At 73.1% G+C, this 19,252-nt stretch carries 18 protein-coding genes and 1 pseudogene; 8 read left to right on the top strand and 11 right to left on the bottom strand.

Features of this window, described 5'->3' with window-relative positions; all coding sequences use genetic code 11:
• Positions 1 to 114: 114 nt before the first annotated feature.
• Positions 115 to 1,710: a glycosyltransferase family 39 protein gene (locus ACFYPR_RS04045; protein WP_387258527.1), complete on the top strand. Its 1,596-nt coding sequence runs from the start codon at positions 115 to 117 to the stop codon at positions 1,708 to 1,710.
• Positions 1,711 to 2,002: 292 nt separating this feature from the next.
• Here ACFYPR_RS04045 and ACFYPR_RS04040 read toward each other — a convergent pair whose 3' ends face one another.
• Entirely contained in the window at positions 2,003 to 3,595 is a 1,593-nt protein-coding gene (locus ACFYPR_RS04040; RefSeq protein ID WP_387258525.1) for a histidine kinase N-terminal domain-containing protein, read from the bottom strand.
• Between the two features lie 30 nt (positions 3,596 to 3,625).
• Positions 3,626 to 4,657, bottom strand: a complete 1,032-nt coding sequence (locus tag ACFYPR_RS04035; RefSeq protein WP_387258696.1) for an SIS domain-containing protein — start codon at positions 4,655 to 4,657, stop codon at positions 3,626 to 3,628.
• Between the two features lie 183 nt (positions 4,658 to 4,840).
• On the opposite strand from ACFYPR_RS04035, the gene ACFYPR_RS04030 reads away from it, so the two are divergent.
• The gene (locus ACFYPR_RS04030) at positions 4,841 to 6,670 is read left to right on the top strand and encodes a tetratricopeptide repeat protein (protein ID WP_355063661.1); all 1,830 of its coding nucleotides are present in this window, start codon (positions 4,841 to 4,843) and stop codon (positions 6,668 to 6,670) included.
• A gap of 58 nt (positions 6,671 to 6,728) precedes the next feature.
• On the opposite strand, the gene ACFYPR_RS04025 is transcribed toward ACFYPR_RS04030, so the two are convergent.
• Entirely contained in the window at positions 6,729 to 8,309 is a 1,581-nt protein-coding gene (locus tag ACFYPR_RS04025) for an MDR family MFS transporter (RefSeq protein ID WP_355063663.1), read from the bottom strand.
• Positions 8,310 to 8,421: 112 nt separating this feature from the next.
• Between ACFYPR_RS04025 and ACFYPR_RS04020 the strand changes: the two genes are divergently transcribed.
• Positions 8,422 to 9,024 carry a TetR/AcrR family transcriptional regulator gene (locus tag ACFYPR_RS04020; protein WP_387258523.1) on the top strand — a complete coding sequence of 201 codons (603 nt, stop codon included), beginning with the start codon at positions 8,422 to 8,424 and terminating at the stop codon, positions 9,022 to 9,024.
• A 10-nt stretch (positions 9,025 to 9,034) separates the two neighbouring features.
• Here ACFYPR_RS04020 and ACFYPR_RS04015 read toward each other — a convergent pair whose 3' ends face one another.
• Positions 9,035 to 9,544 (bottom strand): GNAT family N-acetyltransferase, encoded by a 510-nt coding sequence (locus ACFYPR_RS04015; RefSeq protein WP_387258521.1) that lies wholly within the window; start codon positions 9,542 to 9,544, stop codon positions 9,035 to 9,037.
• Positions 9,541 to 9,762 carry a biotin/lipoyl-binding carrier protein gene (locus ACFYPR_RS04010; RefSeq protein WP_007464729.1) on the bottom strand — a complete coding sequence of 74 codons (222 nt, stop codon included), beginning with the start codon at positions 9,760 to 9,762 and terminating at the stop codon, positions 9,541 to 9,543. The genes ACFYPR_RS04015 and ACFYPR_RS04010 overlap by 4 nt, the downstream gene beginning before the upstream one ends.
• 223 nt (positions 9,763 to 9,985) lie before the next feature.
• Between ACFYPR_RS04010 and ACFYPR_RS04005 the strand changes: the two genes are divergently transcribed.
• Positions 9,986 to 10,060: a 50S ribosomal protein bL37 gene (locus ACFYPR_RS04005; protein WP_369814844.1), complete on the top strand. Its 75-nt coding sequence runs from the start codon at positions 9,986 to 9,988 to the stop codon at positions 10,058 to 10,060.
• A gap of 124 nt (positions 10,061 to 10,184) precedes the next feature.
• Here the strand turns inward: ACFYPR_RS04005 and rsrA are convergent, their stop codons facing one another.
• The 5 genes from rsrA to ACFYPR_RS03980 all read right to left on the bottom strand — a co-directional run bounded on the left by rsrA (position 10,185) and on the right by ACFYPR_RS03980 (position 13,488).
• Positions 10,185 to 10,472, bottom strand: a complete 288-nt coding sequence (gene rsrA, locus ACFYPR_RS04000) for a mycothiol system anti-sigma-R factor (protein WP_007464731.1) — start codon at positions 10,470 to 10,472, stop codon at positions 10,185 to 10,187.
• A gap of 1 nt (position 10,473) precedes the next feature.
• Entirely contained in the window at positions 10,474 to 11,301 is an 828-nt protein-coding gene (locus ACFYPR_RS03995; RefSeq protein WP_387258519.1) for a sigma-70 family RNA polymerase sigma factor, read from the bottom strand.
• Positions 11,302 to 11,517: 216 nt separating this feature from the next.
• Positions 11,518 to 12,135 (bottom strand): alpha/beta family hydrolase, encoded by a 618-nt coding sequence (locus tag ACFYPR_RS03990; RefSeq protein WP_387258517.1) that lies wholly within the window; start codon positions 12,133 to 12,135, stop codon positions 11,518 to 11,520.
• A 52-nt stretch (positions 12,136 to 12,187) separates the two neighbouring features.
• A complete protein-coding gene (locus tag ACFYPR_RS03985; RefSeq protein ID WP_007464737.1) occupies positions 12,188 to 12,580 on the bottom strand; it encodes a WhiB family transcriptional regulator in 393 nt (130 codons plus the stop codon).
• A 197-nt stretch (positions 12,581 to 12,777) separates the two neighbouring features.
• Complete coding sequence (locus tag ACFYPR_RS03980; RefSeq protein WP_387258515.1) at positions 12,778 to 13,488, bottom strand: SOS response-associated peptidase; 711 nt, start codon at positions 13,486 to 13,488, stop codon at positions 12,778 to 12,780.
• 102 nt (positions 13,489 to 13,590) lie between these two features.
• On the opposite strand from ACFYPR_RS03980, the gene aroA reads away from it, so the two are divergent.
• The 4 genes and pseudogenes from aroA to ACFYPR_RS03960 all read left to right on the top strand — a co-directional run bounded on the left by aroA (position 13,591) and on the right by ACFYPR_RS03960 (position 17,874).
• Entirely contained in the window at positions 13,591 to 14,892 is a 1,302-nt protein-coding gene (aroA, locus tag ACFYPR_RS03975; protein ID WP_354861339.1) for a 3-phosphoshikimate 1-carboxyvinyltransferase, read from the top strand.
• 121 nt (positions 14,893 to 15,013) lie between these two features.
• The gene (gene rsgA, locus ACFYPR_RS03970; RefSeq protein WP_354861340.1) at positions 15,014 to 16,024 is read left to right on the top strand and encodes a ribosome small subunit-dependent GTPase A; all 1,011 of its coding nucleotides are present in this window, start codon (positions 15,014 to 15,016) and stop codon (positions 16,022 to 16,024) included.
• Between the two features lie 28 nt (positions 16,025 to 16,052).
• Positions 16,053 to 16,871, top strand: a complete 819-nt coding sequence (gene hisN, locus ACFYPR_RS03965; protein WP_387186456.1) for a histidinol-phosphatase — start codon at positions 16,053 to 16,055, stop codon at positions 16,869 to 16,871.
• 59 nt (positions 16,872 to 16,930) lie between these two features.
• Positions 16,931 to 17,874: pseudogene (locus ACFYPR_RS03960) on the top strand (hypothetical protein).
• On the opposite strand, the gene ACFYPR_RS03955 reads toward ACFYPR_RS03960, so the two are convergent.
• The gene (locus ACFYPR_RS03955) at positions 17,832 to 19,031 is read right to left on the bottom strand and encodes a glycosyltransferase (protein ID WP_354861345.1); all 1,200 of its coding nucleotides are present in this window, start codon (positions 19,029 to 19,031) and stop codon (positions 17,832 to 17,834) included. The pseudogene ACFYPR_RS03960 and the gene ACFYPR_RS03955 sit on opposite strands and share 43 nt — an antisense overlap.
• Between the last annotated feature and the right edge of the window lie 221 nt (positions 19,032 to 19,252).

The raw sequence follows: 19,252 nt of genomic DNA, 5'->3' as shown, positions 1-19,252 counted from the left end.
GGCGGACGACTGCGGCGGTCATAGGCCCATGCTGCCACACCCCATGGGGGCCGGCCAATGTCCGCGTGCTGGATCCCACATCACGGGCCCGCCTGGTCGTGGCAGGCTCGAACCGTGGGCGGATTGTCCGAGTCGACCGGGGCGGCGTGGGAACACCTGCGTCGCCTGCCGGTCTGGCTCGCCCCGGCGCTGCTCACCCTGGCGGTGACGGTGACCGGGCTGGGCTCCGCCCAGCTCTGGCGCGACGAGCTGGCGACCTGGAGCGCGGCCACCCGGTCGCCCCGCGACCTGGCCCGCCTGGCCGGCACCATCGACGCCGCCACCGGGCCGTACTACCTGCTGATGCACGGCTGGACCAGAGTCTTCGGCGACTCCACCATCGCCCTGCGGGTACCGGCCGTGTTGGCGATGACCGCGGCCGCCGGGTTGCTCGCCGTGCTCGGCGCGCGACTCGTCGACCGGCGTGCCGGCCTCTTCGCGGGGCTGCTGTTCGCGGTGCTCCCCGGCACCTCCCGCTACGGCCAGGAGGCCCGCCCGTACGCGCTGGCCACCATGCTCGCGGTGCTCGCCACCCTGCAGCTGGTGACCGCGTTGCGTCGACCGAGCTGGGCCCGTTGGGCCGGTTACGCCGTCGCCGTCGCCGCGCTCGGGCTCATCCATCTGATCGCGCTCACCCTGCTCGCCGCGCATGCGCTGGTCGTCGTCATCACCTGGTGGCGTGGCCCGGCCGCCGCCGGCATCGCCTCGCCGGTCGCCGGGACCACGCCGACCCACCACACCGCGCCGGTCCACCACACCACCCCGACCCACGACAGCGCGCCGGTCCACGACAATGCGCCCGCCGGTCGTCCCGGCGGCCGGGACGGGCGGATTTGGCGGTGGGTGATCGCCCTGGTGCCGGCCGCGCTGGTGGTGACCCCGTTGCTGCTGCGCGCCCGCGCCCAGCGCTCCCAGCAGTTGAGCTGGGTCGATCCGGCCCGGCTGGACGACCTGAGCGCGCTGCCCGGCGGCGTGGCCCAGAGCAGCGTGGTGGGCGGTCTGCTGGTCGGGGTCGCCGCTCTGGGCGCTGCCCGGCTCGGGCGGCGCGCCCTGCTGCCGGTGAGCGCGATGCTGCTGCCCGTGCTGCTGCTCTTCGCCGTCGGCACGGTCGTACCCCTGTGGGTTCCTCGGTACCTGGTCTTCGTGGTGCCGTTCGCGTGTCTGCTGGCGGGCGCGGCGCTGGCCGCGGTCGCGACGCCGGCCGCTCTCGTCGTGGTGGTCCTGGCCGCGCTGCTCGGCCTACCCGACCAGGCCGCGCTGCGCCGGACCCACGAGTGGCCGCGCAGCGCGCCGGTGGACTACGCGGGCGCGGCTCAGGTGATCGCCGACGGCCAACGCCCGGGGGACGCGGTGGTCTACTCGCCCCGGCACAGTTGGCTCTTCCTCGACCTCGGCATCGAATACCACCTCGGCGACCCCCCACGGGATGTGCTGGTCACCGAGGACGAGGTCCGCCGGGGCGACCTGTGGGCCGCCGAGTGCCCGCAACCGGCACAGTGCCTGGCCGGTACGACACGAGTGTGGCTCGTCGTCTCCGGCCGGCACGCCGAGCCGCTGGCCGCCGTGCCCGGCGCCAAGGGCGACGCGCTGCGCACCGACTTCACCGTCACGCAGGTCTGGCAGCGTGCCGGCCTGACCGTCGCGCTGCTGACCAGCCGCCCCGATCGCTGACCCACCGGCCCAGCCCGGTCGTCGCCTCGGGCCGATGCCGCCCAGGGTCGGGGGGCTCGGCGCGACAGCCTGGACACCCCGCCAGCCGTCGCCCGTCAGCCGCCACACCTCAGTAGGCGATATACCTGTGAGTCATATTTATGACTCACAGGTATAGGGCTCCAAACGACATGACTGCCCGGCCGCGCCGCGCCGGCAAGCCGGGACGGTAAACGCGCCACCAACGCCGGACCGCGAACGCGTCACCAACGCCAGAGCCCCAGCGGCCGACGGAGGCGTAACCGGGCGGGGGTCAGGCTTGTGCGCGGCCTTCCGGGGCGTTGCGGGCCAGCGGGACGACGAGCAGCGCCTCGGTGCCGCCCTTGGCGCCCGCGCGCAGCTCGATGGTGCCGCGCAGCTCGCCGGTGACCAGGGCCCGCACGATCTGGAGACCGAGTCGGCTGCCGCGCTCGGCGTCGAACTCGGGTGGCAGCCCGCGCCCGTTGTCAGTCACCGAGACGTGCAGCATCTTGCGGAACCGGTGCGCCGAGACCACCACCTCCGGTCGCGCCGACGGATCAACCTCGGCGACGACGGCCGGCACCACGCCCGAGGTCGGCGGCACGGGTGCGTCGTCCGTCTCGTCGGCTGGCGGGAAGCCGTGTTCGACGGCGTTGAGCAGCAGTTCGTTGAGGACCATCACCAGCGACGTGGCGATCTCCGCGGGCAGTACGCCGAAGCTGCCCTTGCGGCGCATGCCGACGCTCACCTCGGTCGCCGCGACCTCGGTCGCCGCGCTGGCGACCCGGTCGACGATGCCGTCGAACTCGACCGCCTCATCGCTGGACATCGAGAGCGTCTCGTGCACGAGAGCGATCGAAGCGACCCGGCGGACGGACTCCTCCAGGGCGACCCGGGCCTCCGGCATGGCCACCCGGCGGGCCTGCAACCGCAGCAGGGCGGCCACCGTCTGGAGGTTGTTCTTCACCCGGTGATGGATTTCCCGGATGGTGGCGTCCTTGGTGATCAGTGCCCGGTCCCGACGACGGACCTCGGTGATGTCGCGCACCAGCACCAGCGCGCCGATCGGCACCCCGGCCGGCATCAGCGGCAGGGCGCGGGTGAGCATCGTGGCCCCGCGTGCGTCGATCTCCCGCCGGGGCGGCGCCTCGCCGCGCAACGCCGCCAGGATGCCGTTCGCCGCCTCGGTGCCGTCCAGCGGGTCGCCCGCCAGCCGGCGGTGCAGCGCGGCCAGATCCTCCCCCACCAGGTGGGAGGCGTAGCCCAACCGGCGGTACGCGGACTGCGCGTTCGGGCTCGCGTAGGTGACCTTGCCACCGGCGTCCAGCCGGACCAGGCCGTCGCCGACGCGGGGGGCGGAGGTGGTCTCGCCCGGGTGCCGCGGTGGCGGGAAGGTGCCGTCCGCGATCATCTGGGCCAGGTCGTCGGCCGTGGTCAGATAGTTGAGTTCCAGCTGGCTGGGCGTACGCGCGGTGGAGAGGTTGGTGTCGCGGCCGACCACCGCGATCACTTCGCCGGCCTCGCCGTCGGCGGTGCGTAGCCGGACCGGGATCGCCTCGTGTCGGGCCGGCACGTCGCCGTACCAGACCGGGTCGCCCTCCCGCCAGATCCGCCCCTGGGAGTAGGCGACCCCCAGGTGGGCCACCTCCGAGCCGCCGATGATCCGGCCCACCTGGTCGTCCTGGTACGCGGTGGGCGCGGTCGTCGGGCGGACCTGGGCGACACAGAGGAACGTGCCCTCGGCGTCGACCGGCACCCAGAGCAGCAGGTCGGCGAAGGACAGATCGGAGAGCAGCTGCCAGTCGCCGGCGATCCGGTGCAGGTGGTCGATGTCGGCCGGACGGAGATGGGTGTGCTCCTCGGCGAGGTCGCGCAGCGTGGACACGGTGACCAGGGTGCCACGCCGCGCGGCGCCTCACATCGTCGCGGTGACCTTCTTCAGGCCGCGCGGCGCGTCCGGGTCCTCGCCACGGGTCAGGGCCAACGCCAGCGCCAGACGCTGCAACGGCAGGATGTCCAGCAGTGGCGCGTACCGCTCGTCGACCTCGGGGACGGCGAGCCGGGTGGCGCCCGGCACGTCGGCGGAGCCGACGACCACCACGTCGGCGCGGCGCTCGCCGAGGCGGGGCAGCACCTCGCCCATCGACCGACCACCCGGACCGGAGCCGACGACGGCGAGCACCGGGACCTCCGGGTCGGTCATCGCGAGCGGCCCGTGAAGCAGGTCGGCGCCGGAGAAGGCGAGCGCCGGCAGGTACGAGGTCTCCATCAGCTTCAGCGCGGCCTCGCGGGCGGTCGGGTAGGCGTACCCACGGCCGGTGGTGACCAGTTGGCGGGCGAAGCGGTAGCGCGGCGCGAGCTGGGCCGGGGTGTCGTCGGCGAGCGTCCTGGTGGCCAGGTCGGGCAGCGCGGCGAGCGCCTCCCGCTCGGCCGCCGGGAGCACGCCGTCGCCGGCCCGGATCCCCTCGACCAGCATGAGCAGGGCGAGCAGTTCAGCGGTGTACGTCTTCGTCGCCGCCACCGCCCGCTCGTGCCCGGCGGCGATGTCGATGCTCAACTCGGCCGTCTCGGCCAGCGGGGAGCCGGGGGCGTTGGTCACCGCGAGGGTGAGCGCGCCGGAGGCCCGCGCGGCGCGCAGCACCTCGGCGAGGTCGGGTGAGCCACCGCTCTGGCTGACCCCGACGACGAGCGCGTCGGACAGGTCGGGGCGGGCGCCGAACAGGGTGACCACGCTCGGCGAGGCGAGCCCGGCGGGCAGGCCGAGCCGGATCTCGGTCAGGTACGCGCCGTAGAGGGCCGCGTGGTCGGACGTGCCCCGGGCGGTGAAGACCACGTGTCGCGGTCGACGCTCGGCCACGACAGCCGCCACCCGGGCGATCGCCGCGGCGTTGGCGCTGTCGAGCAGGCGCGCGTAGCTGGCGGGCTGCTCGTCGATGTCGGCCGCCATTCCGGACCCTGCACGTGTCACGAACGCTCCCCTCTTGCGCGATTGCCGCGCGTTTCCTGCTCAGTCTTGCACGTTAGAGTTGACAGCAGCAATTGTTCGAGCAGCAGTGCGCAGTTGATCACTTGATCATCTCAATATCAACTACGCTGGCCCCGCTGTCTGTAGCTGCGACGAGAGGACACCGTGCCAGAGGGAAGGGACGAGCCCGCGCTCTCCGCGACGGAGGAGCTGGCCCTGGCCCGGCTGGCACTGGACGAGGGTGACCTCCACCACGCCGCCGGCCACCTGGCCGGCGCGCTGGCGCGGGCGCCCACCCTGCCTGAGGTGCACGAGACGCTGGCCCGCCTCGCCGCGGCCGACGGAGGAGGGCTCGACCTCTTCCCGATCAACCACCACACCTTCGTGGGCGCGGTCGTCGCCCGCGCCCACCTGCTGGCCGCCGCCGGTCGCCCCGCCGAAGGGCTGGAGCTGCTGGCCGCGGCGACCGGTCACACCCCCGGCACCCAGTGGGCGGGCGTGCCGTGGGTGACCGCCTCCGAACTGGCCGAACGGCTGGAACCGGAACACATCGCCCGCGTCCTCATGCAGGTCTGCGCGGCGCTGACCGACCCGGTGCCGAGGGCCGGGCGGAACGCCCTCACGCCGTACCTCACGCTGGCCCGCAACGCCGCCACCGTGCACCCCGAACACGGTCTCCTGCTGGGCGCGGCGTCCGCGCTGGCCCGACGGCTCGGCGAGGTCGCGCTGGCGATCCGCTGGGCCAGCCGAGGAGTACGGTGCCAGCCCTCGAAGATGGGCGAGGTCTGGCTCGGGTACGCGTACCGCAGCGCGGGTCGGACCCGCGACGCCCTCGCGGCGCTCGGCCGGGCCGTCGACCTGGACCCCGACGACCTGGCCATCTACGCCGACATCGCCGGCACCCTGGCCGAGACCGGCCGACTCGACGAGGCGTTGGAGTGGACCGAGCGGGCGCTGGCCCGGGACCCGTCGTTCGACTGCGCGGTGCACACCGCCCACCGGCTGCGGCACCTGCGCGACGGCGACCTGTCCCACCTGGTCGCGCTCGCCGACTTCATCCGTGACCACCCGGACGACAGCCACGAGCACGGCGATCTGGCCCAGTGCTGCCGGGGACGGCCCTGGCTCGGGCAACTGACGCCGGCCGGCGGCCCCCTGGTCGACGCGCTCCGTCGGGCGGTCGCCGACGACGACAACGGCATCGGCGGCGCCGTACGCCTCGCGGCGGCAGCCCCACCGAGCGCCCTACGGACGGCGACGGCGGTGGCGCCCGGACTGCGGATCGAGGTCGCCGACGCCGCGGAGCCGGACCCGCGCGAGCCCCGACGCCCGTCCGCGCAGCGGCTGTGGCATTTCGCGGAGAACGTGCCGACGCCGGCGCTGCCGGTGCCCTCGGCGGCGGCGGTCGAACGGATCGGACAGGTGGCCCACCCGGCGTGGCCGCACCCGCCAGCGGCCTACGACGCGGCGGTGGGCCTGGCCGGCCTCGACGTCGACGACCTGCTCGGGCTGCTGGTGCACCCGCCCGCGGCACCGGCGAGCGGGCTGGGACGACTGCTGGCCGCCCAGGATCCGTCGATCTGGGTCCGCGGGGTGCAGGTCTGGGCCTGTCTGGGGCTGCTGCACCAGCGCACCGACGAGCCCTGGGCGGACTCGACCCGGCGCCGGGTGCTGGTGGACCTGGTCTGGGGTGTGGAGGACTGGGTCACCGAGGCGGCGCTGTTCGCCCTGATCACCGCCGCCTGGGTGGACCCGGCGGTGCGGCCGGACGTGGCCCGCGTGGTGGCGGACCGGTTGGCCGACGCGGCGGCGGTGGCCCAGGCCCGGCCGGTGCCGATCGCGGTCTCGCTGGCCCACCTCGCGCTGGCCGCCCCCGCCCTGGACCCGGACACCGCGGCACTGGCCACCCGGATGCTCGGCGAGCTGGCCCCCCGAATCCCCCGCCCCCGCAACCCGCTGCGCCGCCTCTGGCAACGGCTGACCCGCCGCTCCTGACCCGCGCGCCGCGCCCTCCCCACCGGGGGACGACGCGGCGCGCGGGTGCCGGGTGGGCTCAGGCGACCGGGGCCTTGCCGAGGGCGACCTCGGCCTCCTCCTCCGGGGTGGCCTGCGGCGGCGCCTCGTTGGCGGTGCGCAGCGGGATCTCCTTGATGAACCAGGCGAGCACCGGGATCACGATGGTGAACAGCACAGCCCAGAGGAACACGTGCGAGATCGCGTCCGAGAGGCCGGTGAGGACCAGCTCACGCGTCTGGGCGGGCAGCTGCTTGAGCTTCTCCAGGTCCATCCCGCCCTCGCCGCCGCCGCTGAACGCCTTGCCGGCGGCGGAGCCGGCGAGCTGGTTGGCGAAGATCGCGCCGAAGAGCGAGACACCGAACGAGCCGCCGATCGACCGGAAGAAGGTGGCCGCGCCGCTCGCCGCGCCCAGGTCCTTCTGCTCCACGCTGTTCTGCGCGATCAGCATGGAGGTCTGCATGAGGAAGCCCATGCCGACGCCCAGCACGACCATGTAGAGCGAGGACTGCAGCTTGCTGGTGTCGAGGGCGAGCATGGAGAGCAGCGCCATGCCCCCGGTCATCACCACGCCGCCGATGATCGGGTACGCCCGGTACCTACCGTTCTTGGTGATCGCCCGGCCGATGACCAGCGAGACCACCAGCATGCCGAACATCAACGGCAGCAGCAGCAGGCCGCTGTTGGTGGCCGAGGCCCCCTGCACGGTCTGCTGGTAGAGCGGCAGGAAGTTCATCGCGCCGAACATCGCGAAGCCGAGCAGGAAGCCGATCACCGAGATCAGCGCGAAGTTGCGGTTGGCGAACAGCGCCAGCGGCAGGATCGGCTCCGGAACCCGGCGCTCCACGAGGCCGAACGCCACCAGCGCGACCAGCGCCAGCACGGCCAGGCCGAGGATCTGCGGCGAGACCCAGTCGTACTCGTTGCCGCCCCAGGTGGTGATCAGCACGATCGCGGTGATGCCGACCGAGAGCAGGCCGGCGCCGAGCCAGTCGATCCGGTGCTCGGTGCGGTACTTCGGCAGGTGCATCGTGGTGATCAGCACGAGCAGCGCGATGCCACCCAGCGGCAGGTTCACGTAGAACGCCCAGCGCCAGGAGAGGTTGTCGGTGATGAAGCCGCCGACCAGCGGGCCGGCCACCATGGCGATGGCCATGATGCCAGCGATCATGCCCTGGTAGCGCCCGCGCTCACGCGGCGGCACCAGATCGCCGATGATCGCCATCACGCCGACCATCAGGCCGCCGGCGCCCAGGCCCTGCACGGCGCGGAAGGCGATCAGCTCCATCATGCCCTTGTCGACACCGCCGAACATCGCCGAGCCGGCCATGCCGCAGAGCGCCGATCCGATCAGGAAGATGACCACCGAGGTCAGGAAGACCGTCTTGCGACCGTAGAGGTCGCCGAGCTTGCCCCAAATCGGCGTGGAGACAGTCGTGCCGAGGATGTACGCCGTGACGATCCACGTGAAGTGGCCGGCACCGCCGAACTCGAAGGTGATCCGCGGCAGCGCGGTGCTCACGATCATGTTGTCGAGCATCGCGAGCATCATCGCGATCATCAGCCCGAACAGCACGACCCGTACGTTGGGTCGTGCGCCGGCCTGGGTTGCCTGTGTCATGGGTAAGCTCCCCCCAAAGATTGCCTTACTTACTTGCCGCCCGGCTAGTCACCTTACTAGCCGCACGGTAAGTTGGGTACCAACTGACGGTCAAGTGAATTGGGGGGCGTAGGTGAGGGAGAGCACAGGCGGCACCCGAGAGCGGATCAAGGCCGTCGCGTTGGAGCTCTTCACCGAGCAGGGCTACGAGAAGACCTCGCTGCGGGAGATCGCCGAACGCCTCAACGTCACCAAGGCGGCGCTCTACTACCACTTCAAGAGCAAGGACGACATCGTCGCCAGCTTCGTGGAGGATCGGCTGGATCAGATGGACGCGCTGACCGCCTGGGCCGACTCACAGCCCGCGACCCTGGCCACCCGCCGCGCCCTCATCTCCCGCTACGCCGACACGATGTTCGGCGGCGACATGCCGTCGGTGATGCGCTTCTTCGAGCAGAACCAGACAGTGCTCAAGAGCCTCTCCTCCGGCCAGCAGATGCGTGGCCGGATGATGCGGCTCGCCAGCGCCCTCTGCCGGGGCGACGACTCCCCCGCCGCCCAACTGCGCGCCACCCTGTCCCTGTTCGCCGTGCACACCAGCTGGTTCGCCGTGCGGGCGCCGGGCATCACCGACGCCGAACGCCGCCGGCTGGCGCTGGAGGTGGCCGACGAGTTGCTGGCCGCGATCGGCACGGAGCCCGACGAGGACGCGGCCTCGACCAGCGGTCGGGGCTGACGAGCCGGCCTCAGGTGCGGGGCAGCTCCAGCCGCAGGCCCAGCAGGGCCACGCCCTCCACCGGCGACCAGTCCTTCTCCGACATGCGGACGAACCCGAGGCGCTCGTAGAGCCGGTGGGCCGAAACGGCCATCCCCGCGCGGACGCAGATGACGACCGCCGTACAGCCCAGCTCGGCCGCCCGGTCGACGCACGCCTGGGCCAGCGCCGCGCCCACACCCCGCCCCTGGGCGGCCGGGTCGACCGCCAGCATGCGGAACTCCGCCTCGCCCGGCCCGGACAGCTCGGCGAACGGGGTGCCCGGCAGCACGAAGGTGACCGAGCCGAGCACCGCGCCGGTCGCCTCGTCCACCGCGACCAGCACCTCGCCGCTGGCGGCCCGGGTCGAGACGTCGGCCAGCACCGCCCCGTACCCGTGCTCGCCCTTGAGCTGACCGTCCGCCTCGTACGCGGCCACGGTCAGCCGGGCGACCGCCGGGAAGTCGGCGCTGTCGGCGAGCCGGACCAGAAGCCCGCTCAACCGATCACCGCGATCAGGTCGCCGTCCTGCACGACGTCGCCCTCGTGCACGGCGAGCTGCTGGACCACGCCATCGGCCTCGGCGACGACCGGGATCTCCATCTTCATCGACTCGAGGATCACCAGAGTGTCGCCCTCGGACACGGTGTCGCCCGCCGACGCGACGACCTTCCAGACGTTCGCCACCATCTCGGCGCGGATCTCCTCGGCCATGTCCACGGCCCTCCCTTTTTCGCGATGTGTCTGCCGACGTATCCAATCACGCGAGGGTGGGGCGCGGGAGCGGAGCGGTGCGGCCCGCCGGCCGGGGCGGCCCCGGGGGAAGGCACCGGGTGCCGAGCGCACTACCATCAGCGGGTCGGACCCGACGCCGGGCGGCCGGTGGGTGCACCGGCGCGAGGCCGCGCGCAGCACGGATCCGACCCATCACGAGGAGGTCAGCATGGCGAAGAAGTCCCGCAAGAAGAAGGCCCGCAAGAAGAGCGCCGCCAACCACGGCAAGCGTCCCAACTCCTGAACGCGCCGACGGGCGATGCGCCCGTCACCGGTCAGTCCGACCCGGCGCAGGCCGGGTACGCCGGTGGCCCGGGTCGAAGATCGACCCGGGCCACCGGTGTTTCGCCGTATCGGTACGCCGACGCTCAGTCGGCCAGCTCACGGGAATCGCTGGTCTCGAAGACCACCAGCTCGGTGAGCTTGACCCGCAGCCGCTCGCGCAGCTGATCGGGTGCGGTCTCGTTGCCGCAGCAACGGGCGACCAGTGCCCGCACCTCCTGTTCGAGCCCGTACTCGCGCAGGCACGGCCCGCACTCGTCGAGGTGGTGCCGGATCAGCGAGCGCCGCTCGTCGGCGCACTCGAGATCCAGGTAGAGGTAGACCTCCGCGAGCACCTCGCGGCAGTCCGTCTCGTGCGGCTTTCCACAGCTCACGTCACACCTCCCGGCCGGCAGCGGCAGCGGCAGAGCCCTTCGCGGACCGGGCGGGGCTGAAGCCCCGCTCCGCGGCGTACTGCTCGAGCAGCTTGCGCAGATTACGACGGCCGCGGTGCAGACGCGACATCACGGTGCCGATCGGCGTGCCCATGATGTCGGCGACCTCCTTGTAGGAGAAGCCCTCCACGTCGGTCAGGTAGACGGCCAGGCGGAACTCCTCCGGCAACTGCTGGAGGGCCTCCTTCACGTCGCTGTCCGGCAGCCGGTCCAGAGCCTCGGTCTCGGCCGAGCGCAGCCCGCTGGAGGTGTGCGACTCGGCCTCGGCGAGCTGCCAGTCGGTGATCTCCTCCGTGGGCGCCTGGATCGGTTGGCGCTGCCGCTTGCGGTAGGAGTTGATGTAGGTGTTGGTCAGGATCCGGTAGAGCCAGGCCTTCAGGTTCGTGCCCTGCTCGAACTGGTGGAAGGCCGCGTACGCCTTCAGGTAGGTCTCCTGGACCAGGTCTTCGGCATCCGCCGGGTTGCGCGTCATGCGCAGCCCAGCAGCGTAGAGCTGATCGACGAATGGCATCGCGTCCCGCTCGAACCGGGCCCTGCGCTCGTCCGTCTTCTCGGTGGTCAACCGCACATCCCCTCGCGTCGGATGCTTTCCCGCCGAGGATACGCGCACGGACCTGCCCACAGATTCACTTCCGGCTGGTGTGCCCGTGCTCACCGCACCCACCACGCCCGGTCCCGCTGTCACGGGCCAGTCCGGACCATCCAGCAGCCGCTGTAGCTGCCGGGCGTCCCGCTCGTCCCGTTCCAGGCTTCGTGTCTCGGTCGGCACCGGTCACCCCCCTCGCAGAAAAGTCGTCCGGGGTTAGTAACGCGAGATGACCGGTGGGGCATTCCGCCCGGCTCTCCCGTTCCTGGTCCCGGCCCCGGTGGCACCGGCGCTGGGACCAGGAAGGGCCTGGGAGGACTGGCGCCGTCCGTCCGAATCGGGCCGGCGGCACCAACGGATGCAACGACCCGCGGCCGGCAGCGGAAACGGTCGGACGGTTCAGTCGGCCGTCCACCGGTGCCGGCGCAGCCAGTCCCGCACCACGTCCGCGGTGCCGGCCGGATCCCGCCGTAGGTCGTGCGTCTCACCGGGCCGGGTCACGACCTGCACCTCCGGCCCCGACGCCGGCACCCCGAACGGGTCCCGGTCGCCGTTGACCACCAGCGTCGGCAGGCCGGTGGCCAGTTCGGCGGCCCGGGAGCGTTCCGGCCGGCCGGGCGGGTGCAGCGGGAAGGCCAGCGCGACGACGCCGGCGGCGCCCACCGCGCGGGCCGTCCGGCAGGCCACCCGCGCGCCGCTGGAACGACCTCCGACCAGCAACGTGGGCACCTCGTCGTGGCGAGCGCGCAGCGCGGCGAGCACTGCCGTCCACGCCTCGTCGAGGTGCCCGGCGGGGGCCGGCGCGCGACGGCCGGCGACCCGGTAGGGCTGGGTCACCCGGATCACCGTCAGGCCGGCCGCGACCGCCGTGTCCCGTACCGCGAGCAGGTCGGGCGCGTCGACGCTGCCGCCCGCCCCGTGCCCGAGCACCAGCAGGGCGGTCGCCGACCGGGCCGGCAGGTCGGTGTCGATCCGCGCCGGACCGCGGGGCGTGTTGATCTCTTCGCTGGGCAGCACCGACCCATTCTGCGCCGCCCTCGCCGATCACCGGGATGGTTCGCCCCGGCGGTCAGCTCAGCGGCACCAGGGTGAGCAGGCGGTCGCGTACCGGAGGGCCGGCGTCGTCGGCCGCGTCCGGATCGGGCTCCACCTCGCCGCGCCAGGCGACCAGCATCGCCCGCCGCTCGCGGGGTGTGGTCGCGCCCCACACGCCGTGGCAGTCGCCGACCTCCAGCGCCCATGCCAGGCAGGAACCCTGCACGTCACAACTGCGGCACAGCGCGACGGCGGCGTCCGCCGGTTCGTTCGGCGCCGGAAAGAACGTCTCCGGATCGACGCTCTGGCACGTCCCTCTGGTGCGCCACGCGTCGTCCTGTCGGCGTTCTCGCAAGGCCCGCAGCAGCCGCGGATCTCTCCGTGCCGCAGCCACCTCGTGCGGACGGGGCATACGCGCCCGTGTCATTCCACCCACCTCCCCCGTGGGACCGGCAAGATCGGTGGATGTCGTCCGCCCCGTGCGAATCGACAGCCACTACCGGCGCTGTGTTGTATCGCACTTCTGGACACCGGGACAAGGGGCTACGGAGAACATGGCTGAACGGCCAGGCGACGAATCGAGCAGAACCCTGGCAAATCGGTGCCCGACGATGCCTGTCATCTTCAGAACAGGGTCAGCTCCGATGGGGCCGGCAGCGGCGGAACGGACACTCGGGCGGTCAACTCCGGGCCGTCGTTGCGGACGTCACCCACCGCCGGCCCGACCGGGCGGATCTCCAACCCGGCCAGCCGATCGGGCGACGCGGGCGCGAGCAGGCGTTCGGGCTCGTCGCACGGCCCCAGCCAGGACGACCACTGATCGGGCGGCAGCAGCACCGGCATCCGGTCGTGCACCTCGGCCAGCTCGCCGAGCGCCGCGGTGGTCAGCACGCTGAAGGTGAGCCGACTCTCGGCGCCGGACTCCCAGACCGACCAGATGCCGGCCAGGGCGAGCACCGAGCCGTCGGCCGGGGTCATGAAGTACGCCTGCCGGCCGCCGTCGGGCTGGCGGACCCACTCGTACCAGCCGTCGGCCGGGACCAGGCAGCGGCGGCGGGTGAACGCGCCGGCGTACGCCCGCCTGGTGGCCACCGTCTCGGCCCGCGCGTTGATCATGCGGGCCGCGCCGGCGGCGGAACGGGACCAGTGCGGCAGAAACCCCCAGCGGGCGACACAGAGGCTGCGGTGCCCTTCCGGGGTGAGCCGGACCAGCGGCACGCGATCGGTGGGCGCGACGTTGTGATCCGGCCGGATTGCGCCGTCGGTGTCGTCGGACGACTCGAACAGCGCGCTCAACTCGCCGGAGCCACGGGTCGTCGCGTACCTGCCGCACATGGGCTCACGCTAACCCGCCGGGGGCCCGGCCTGCTGTCCCGCCAACCGGGAGTACGACCGCCGGTCGGCGTCACTCACCGGCCGACACGGCAGAATGTAACCGTGGGGAATCTGACCGCGACCCGGCCGCCGCAGCCGTGGAGCGCACCGACCGCGTCCGACCCGGTGTCGGCGACACTGCGCCTGCCCGGCTCCAAGTCGATGACCGCCCGCGCCCTGGTGCTCAGCGCCGTGGCCGCCGGGCCGTCGACCCTGGCCGAGCCGCTGCGCGCCCGTGACACCGAGCTGATGGCCGCCGGCCTGCGCGCGATGGGCACCTACGTGTCGATCAACGACGACGAGCGTTGGCTGGTCCGGCCGCACCCGCTGGTCGGCCCCGCCCACGTGGACGTGGGGCTGGCCGGCACCGTGATGCGGTTCCTGCCGCCGGTGGCAGGGCTGACCGACGGGCAGGTCACCTTCGACGGCGACCCGTACGCCCGCACCCGCCCGCTCGGCCCGCTGGTCGACGCGCTGCGCTCGCTGGGCGTCCGGATCGACGCCACCGGGACGGGCAGCCTCCCGCTGACCGTGCTCGGCACCGGTGGGGTCACCGGCGGCGAGGTGGTGATCGACGCGTCCGCGTCCAGCCAGCTGGTCTCCGGTCTGCTGCTGGCCGCCCCGCGCTTCGACCGGGGCCTCGTGGTGCGCCACGTCGGTGCGCCGGTGCCCTCCGCGCCGCACCTGCGGATGACCGTGCAGATGCTGCGGGCCGCCGGCGCCGCCGTCGACGACACCACCCCCGACGTCTGGACCGTCGAGCCCGGCCCGCTCACCGGGCGTGGTTGGGAGATCGAGCCGGACCTCTCCGGCGCGGTGCCGTTCTTCGCCGCCGCCCTGGTCACCGGTGGTGAGGTGACCCTGCAGGGTTGGCCGCACAGCAGCGCCCAGCCGGTCGAGCAACTCCGCTCGCTGCTGCAGCGGATGGGCGGCGAGGTCACCCTCTCCACCAACGGGCTGACCGTGCGCGGCACCGGGGTGGTGCACGGCCTGACCGCCGATCTGTCCGACGTCAGCGAGCTGACCCCCGCGCTGACCGCGCTGGCCATGCTTGCCGACTCGCCGTCGGTCTTCACCGGTGTCGGGCACATCCGCGGCCACGAGACCGACCGGCTGGCCGCGCTGGCGCGGGAGTTCGCCGCCCTCGGGGCCGACATCACCGAGACACCGGACGGGCTGGAGATCCGGCCTCGCCCGCTGCGCGGCGGGATGTTCCGCACCTACCACGACCACCGGATGGCCCACGCCGCCGCGGTGGCCGGGCTCGCCGTTCCGGGCATCGAGGTGGACGACGTGGGGTGTACCTCCAAGACCATGCCCGAGTTCCCGGCACTATGGTCAGCGATGGTGACCGGCAAGAACTGACGCGAGAAGGGGACAGGTCCTGGCGACCAAACGGCGGGAGTACGACGAGGACGACGTACGCGTCCGACCCGGAAAGTCGTCGCGCCCGCGTACGCGCACCCGCCCGCAGCACGCCGACGCGGTGGACGGCTTCGTCATCGCCGTCGACCGGGGGCGCTACCAGTGCGTGCTGGCCGGGGCCGAACGCGGCGTGGTGGGGGCCGAGCTGCCCACGGTGACCGCGATGCGGGCCCGGGAGCTGGGCCGCAAGTCGGTGGTCGTGGGTGACCGCGTCAGCCTGGTCGGCGACACCTCCGGCGCGGAGGGTGCTCTCGCCCGGATCGTCCGGATCGCCGTGCGCCGCTCGGTGCTGCGCCGCACCGCCGACGACGACGAGACCACCGCCGAGGGTCGGCTGGAACGGGTGGTGGTGGCGAACGCCGACCAGTTGGTGATCGTCAGCGCGTTGGCCGACCCGCCGCCGCGCACCGGGTTCATCGACCGCTGCCTGGTGGCCGCGTACGACGCGGACGTCGAGCCGCTGCTCTGCCTCACGAAGGCCGACCTGGCCGGGCCGGAGGAGGTGCTGGGCTACTACACCGAGCTGGAGCTGCCGTACGTGCTCAACCGCCCCGACTCCGACCTCGCCGCGCTCCGTGCGCTGCTGAGCGGCAAGGTGTCGGTACTGGTCGGGCACTCCGGGGTGGGCAAGTCGACGCTTGTCAACCGCCTCGTCCCGGAGGCGCTGCGCGCGGTCGGCGTGGTCAGCGCGATCGGCCGGGGCCGGCACACCTCGACCAGCGCCGTGGCGCTGCGGCTGCCACCGGTGCCGGGCGTCGACACCGACCCGGGCTGGATCATCGACACCCCCGGTATCCGCAGCTTCGGGCTGGCGCACGTCTCCGCCGACAGCCTGCTGCACGGCTTCCCGGACCTGGTCGAGGGCACCGTCGACTGCCCGCCCAACTGTCAGCACACGGCCGACGAGACCGACTGCGCGCTGGACGCCTGGGTGGCCGCCGGCAAGGCCGACCCGCGCCGGCTGGCGTCGTACCGCCGGTTGCTCGCCTCGCGGGCCGGCGAGGGCGACGCGCGCGGCGACAGCGACCAGCGCGGGCCCGGCGAGGGTGACCGGCGCGGGCCCGACGAGTGACCCGCGAGGCGTCGGCTAGGTTGCCGGCATGACCGGCTACGCCGACGACCTCGCCCTCGCCCACCTGCTCGCCGACCGGGCCGACGCCATCGCCATGACCCGGTTCCGGGCGCTCGACCTGCGGGTGGAGACGAAGCCCGACCTGACCCCGGTCTCCGACGCGGACACGGCCGTGGAACGGGAGATCCGCGCGCTGCTGGCCGAGCACCGGCCCGCCGACGGGCTGCTCGGCGAGGAGTACGGCGCCGAGCCGGCCACCGATCCGAACGGCCGGCGGTGGATCGTCGACCCGATCGACGGCACCAAGAACTTCGTCCGTGGGGTGCCGATCTGGGCCAGCCTGATCGCGCTGTACGACGGCGACCGACCGGCCGTCGGCGTGGTGTCGGCGCCGGCGTTGGACCGACGCTGGTGGGCGAGCGCCGGCGCGGGCGCGTACGCCGGGCGGGGCCCGGCCGCGGGCGACCGGATCGAGGTCTCGGCGGTGCGCCGGGTCGCCGACGCGAGCGTCTGCTACTCCTCGCTGACCGGGTGGGAGAACGCCGGGCGACTCGACGCGATGCTCGACCTGCTGCGGGCCGGTTGGCGCAGCCGGGCGTACGGCGACTTCTACGGCTACATGCTGTTGGCCGAGGGCGCACTGGACGTGATGGCCGAGCCGGAGTTGTCACTGTGGGATGTGGCGGCGCTGGTTCCGATCATCACGGAGGCGGGTGGGACGGTCACGGATCTGGGCGGTCGACCGTCCCCGACCGGCGAGCCGGGCACCGAGAGCAGTGTGGTGGCCACCAACGGTGTGCTGCACGCCGACATCCTCGCCCGGCTGGATCGACCAGCCGAGCGCTGACCCCCGGCAACCTCTATCCTCGCCAGGTGGTCTCCTCCGGCTGGTGCTTCCTCGCGGCGATGATCGTTGCGTACGGCTTCGCCAACCTGCTCCAGTCGGTGGCCGCGGCGCGCACCACAGTCCACCACACCTTCGATCCGGGTCTGCTGCTGCGACTGGCCGGGCACCGGACGTACCTGGTGGGGCTGGGCTGCCAGATCGGCGGGTTCGTGCTCGCCTTCCTGGCCCGGCGGGACCTGCCCCTGTTCCTGGTGCAGGCGAGCGTGGCGGCCGGGCTCGGGGTGACCACCATCATCGGCGTGCTGGTGCTGAAGTGGCGGTTGCCGGTGGCGGAGGTGGCCCTGCTGGCGCTGCTCTTCGCCGGGATCACCGCGCTGGTGCTGGCCGCGCGGCCGGCGCCGTCGAAGCAGCTCGGCACCGCCGGCTCGGTGGCCCTGCTGGTGGCGCTCGGGGTCATCGCGGTGCTTGGTTTCTTCGCCGTCCGACTGCACGGGGCGCCCGGGTCGGTGGCCCTGGGCTCGCTGGCCGGGCTGGCGTTCTCCTCGGCGGCCGTCGCGGCCCGGCCGCTGGCCTCCGCGCCGTCGGCCGAGGCGTTCCTCGCCAACCCGCTGTTCTACCTGCTGATCGCCCACTCGATCGTCGGCCAACTGCTGCTCGGCCTGGCCATGCAGCGCGGTTCGACGACCGCTGCGGTCGCCGCCATGGACGCCGCCGGAGCGGTGCCGGCGGCGATCGTCGGCCTGCTGCTGCTCAACGACAAGATCTGGCCGGGTCGGGAGTGGCTGGCCGCCACCGGTTTCCTGGTCACCCTGGCCGCCGTGATCGGCCTGACCCGCTACGCGCAGCCGCAGCAGCACCGCTCGGTGGCGCACCGCCACGACCGGGCCATGGTCGGCGCCGGCCGGCCCGTCTGACCGCAAACCCACGCCGCACCGAAGGGAGCGGCGTGGGTTTCTCGGCTCAGGCTTCGACGGGCTTGCGGCGGCTCACCACCCGCTCGTAGAGACGTTCCAACGCCCCGGCGGTCCGCTCCCACGTGTAGCTGCTGCGGACCCGGTCCACGGCGGCGTGACCGTAGGCGAACCGGCCGGCGTTGTCGGCGAGCAGCCGGCGCAGGGAGACCCCGAGCGTCCGCACGTCGCCGGGAGGCACCAGACGGCCGGTTACCTCGTCGACCACCGCGTCCGCCAGGCCGCCCATCGCGTAACCGACCACCGGCACCCCGCAGGCCATGGCCTCCAGGGAGACCCGTCCCGCCGAGGAGTAGTGCGGCGTGCAGGCCACCACGTCGGCCGACCGGTACCAGGTGGCCATCTGGTCGTGCGGCACCGCCCCGACCAGGCGCACCTGCTCGGCCACCCCGGCCCGCTCGGCCAGCTCGCGGAGGCGACGCGCCTCCGCGTGGTTGGCCAGCTGGCCGGCCGGTGGGCCACCGGCGATCACCAGTTCGGCGTCGCCGACCAGCCGCATCGCCCGGATCAGGTCGTCCTGGCCATGCCCCGGGGACAGTCCGCCGACGGAGAGGATCCGGGCCCGCTGTTCGCGCGGGGCCGCCTCACCGTCGGGGTGGAACTGCGCGGTGTCCACCCCGGCCGGCACCATCGCCACGGAGGTACGTTGCAGACCCATCCGGGTCAGCTCGTCCACCTCGTCGTTGCACTGGGCGACGGCGATGTCCACCGCCCGGGTCAGCGCCCGCTCCAGCGGGATCCGCTCCCCCGGGCCGTCGTACTCGCCGCCCAGATGGCGCAGCTGCTCCACACCGAGCGAATGAAAGGTCTGCACGACCGGGATGTCGGTCTCCCGGACGGCGTGCGCGGCGGCCAGGCCACCGATCCAGTAGTGCCCGTGCACCACCTCGGGGCGCCAGGCGCCGCCCCACTCGTCGGTCAGCCAGCGCCCGAACTCGGTGACGTGCGGGATCAGACCGGCGGTGGGCAGGGCGGTCGCCGGGCCGACGGGCACCCGGTGCACCCGGTAGCCGCCGACGTCCACAGTCGCCGGCAGGTCCGGGTCGTCCCGGCGCTCGTAGATGCGGACATCGTGGCCTCTGCCAGCCAGCTCGGCGGCGACCCGCGCGATGTGTTGTTGGGTGCCGACCGGCGGGCCGTCGGCGTGCCGGTACGAGCTGGTGTGCGCGCAGACGAGGCCGACGCGCATGGGTCACCTCCCTGCGATCTTTTCCTCGGCGGTCCCGGTCAGAGCGTCCCATTAACCTCGGAGCCCCGAGCCGAAACCTGGCAGATCGGGAACAGTCACCGCGAGTGCCGCCGACACTTGCGCCACGGCAACCACATGAGCCCCGATTCGACGACGTATCGGACGGATCGCCGATGATCGTCGGGCGGCTGCTGGTATGACCGGGCCCGCCCGGGGGTACC

The organism is Micromonospora sp. NPDC005254, assembly GCF_042872525.1.
Taxonomy (GTDB): Bacteria; Actinomycetota; Actinomycetes; order Mycobacteriales; family Micromonosporaceae; genus Micromonospora.
This window is presented reverse-complemented; position numbering and strand designations above follow the sequence as displayed.

Excerpts from the sequence above, each read along its gene's own strand:
- ACFYPR_RS03985 (WP_007464737.1), bottom strand. The coding sequence starts at position 12,580 with ATGACACGGGCGCGTATGCCCCGTCCGCACGAGGTGGCTGCGGCACGG.
- ACFYPR_RS03955 (WP_354861345.1), bottom strand. The coding sequence starts at position 19,031 with ATGCGCGTCGGCCTCGTCTGCGCGCACACCAGCTCGTACCGGCACGCC.
- ACFYPR_RS04035 (WP_387258696.1), bottom strand. The coding sequence starts at position 4,657 with ATGGCGGCCGACATCGACGAGCAGCCCGCCAGCTACGCGCGCCTGCTC.
- hisN (WP_387186456.1), top strand. The coding sequence starts at position 16,053 with ATGACCGGCTACGCCGACGACCTCGCCCTCGCCCACCTGCTCGCCGAC.
- ACFYPR_RS03980 (WP_387258515.1), bottom strand. The coding sequence starts at position 13,488 with ATGTGCGGCAGGTACGCGACGACCCGTGGCTCCGGCGAGTTGAGCGCG.
- ACFYPR_RS04025 (WP_355063663.1), bottom strand. The coding sequence starts at position 8,309 with ATGACACAGGCAACCCAGGCCGGCGCACGACCCAACGTACGGGTCGTG.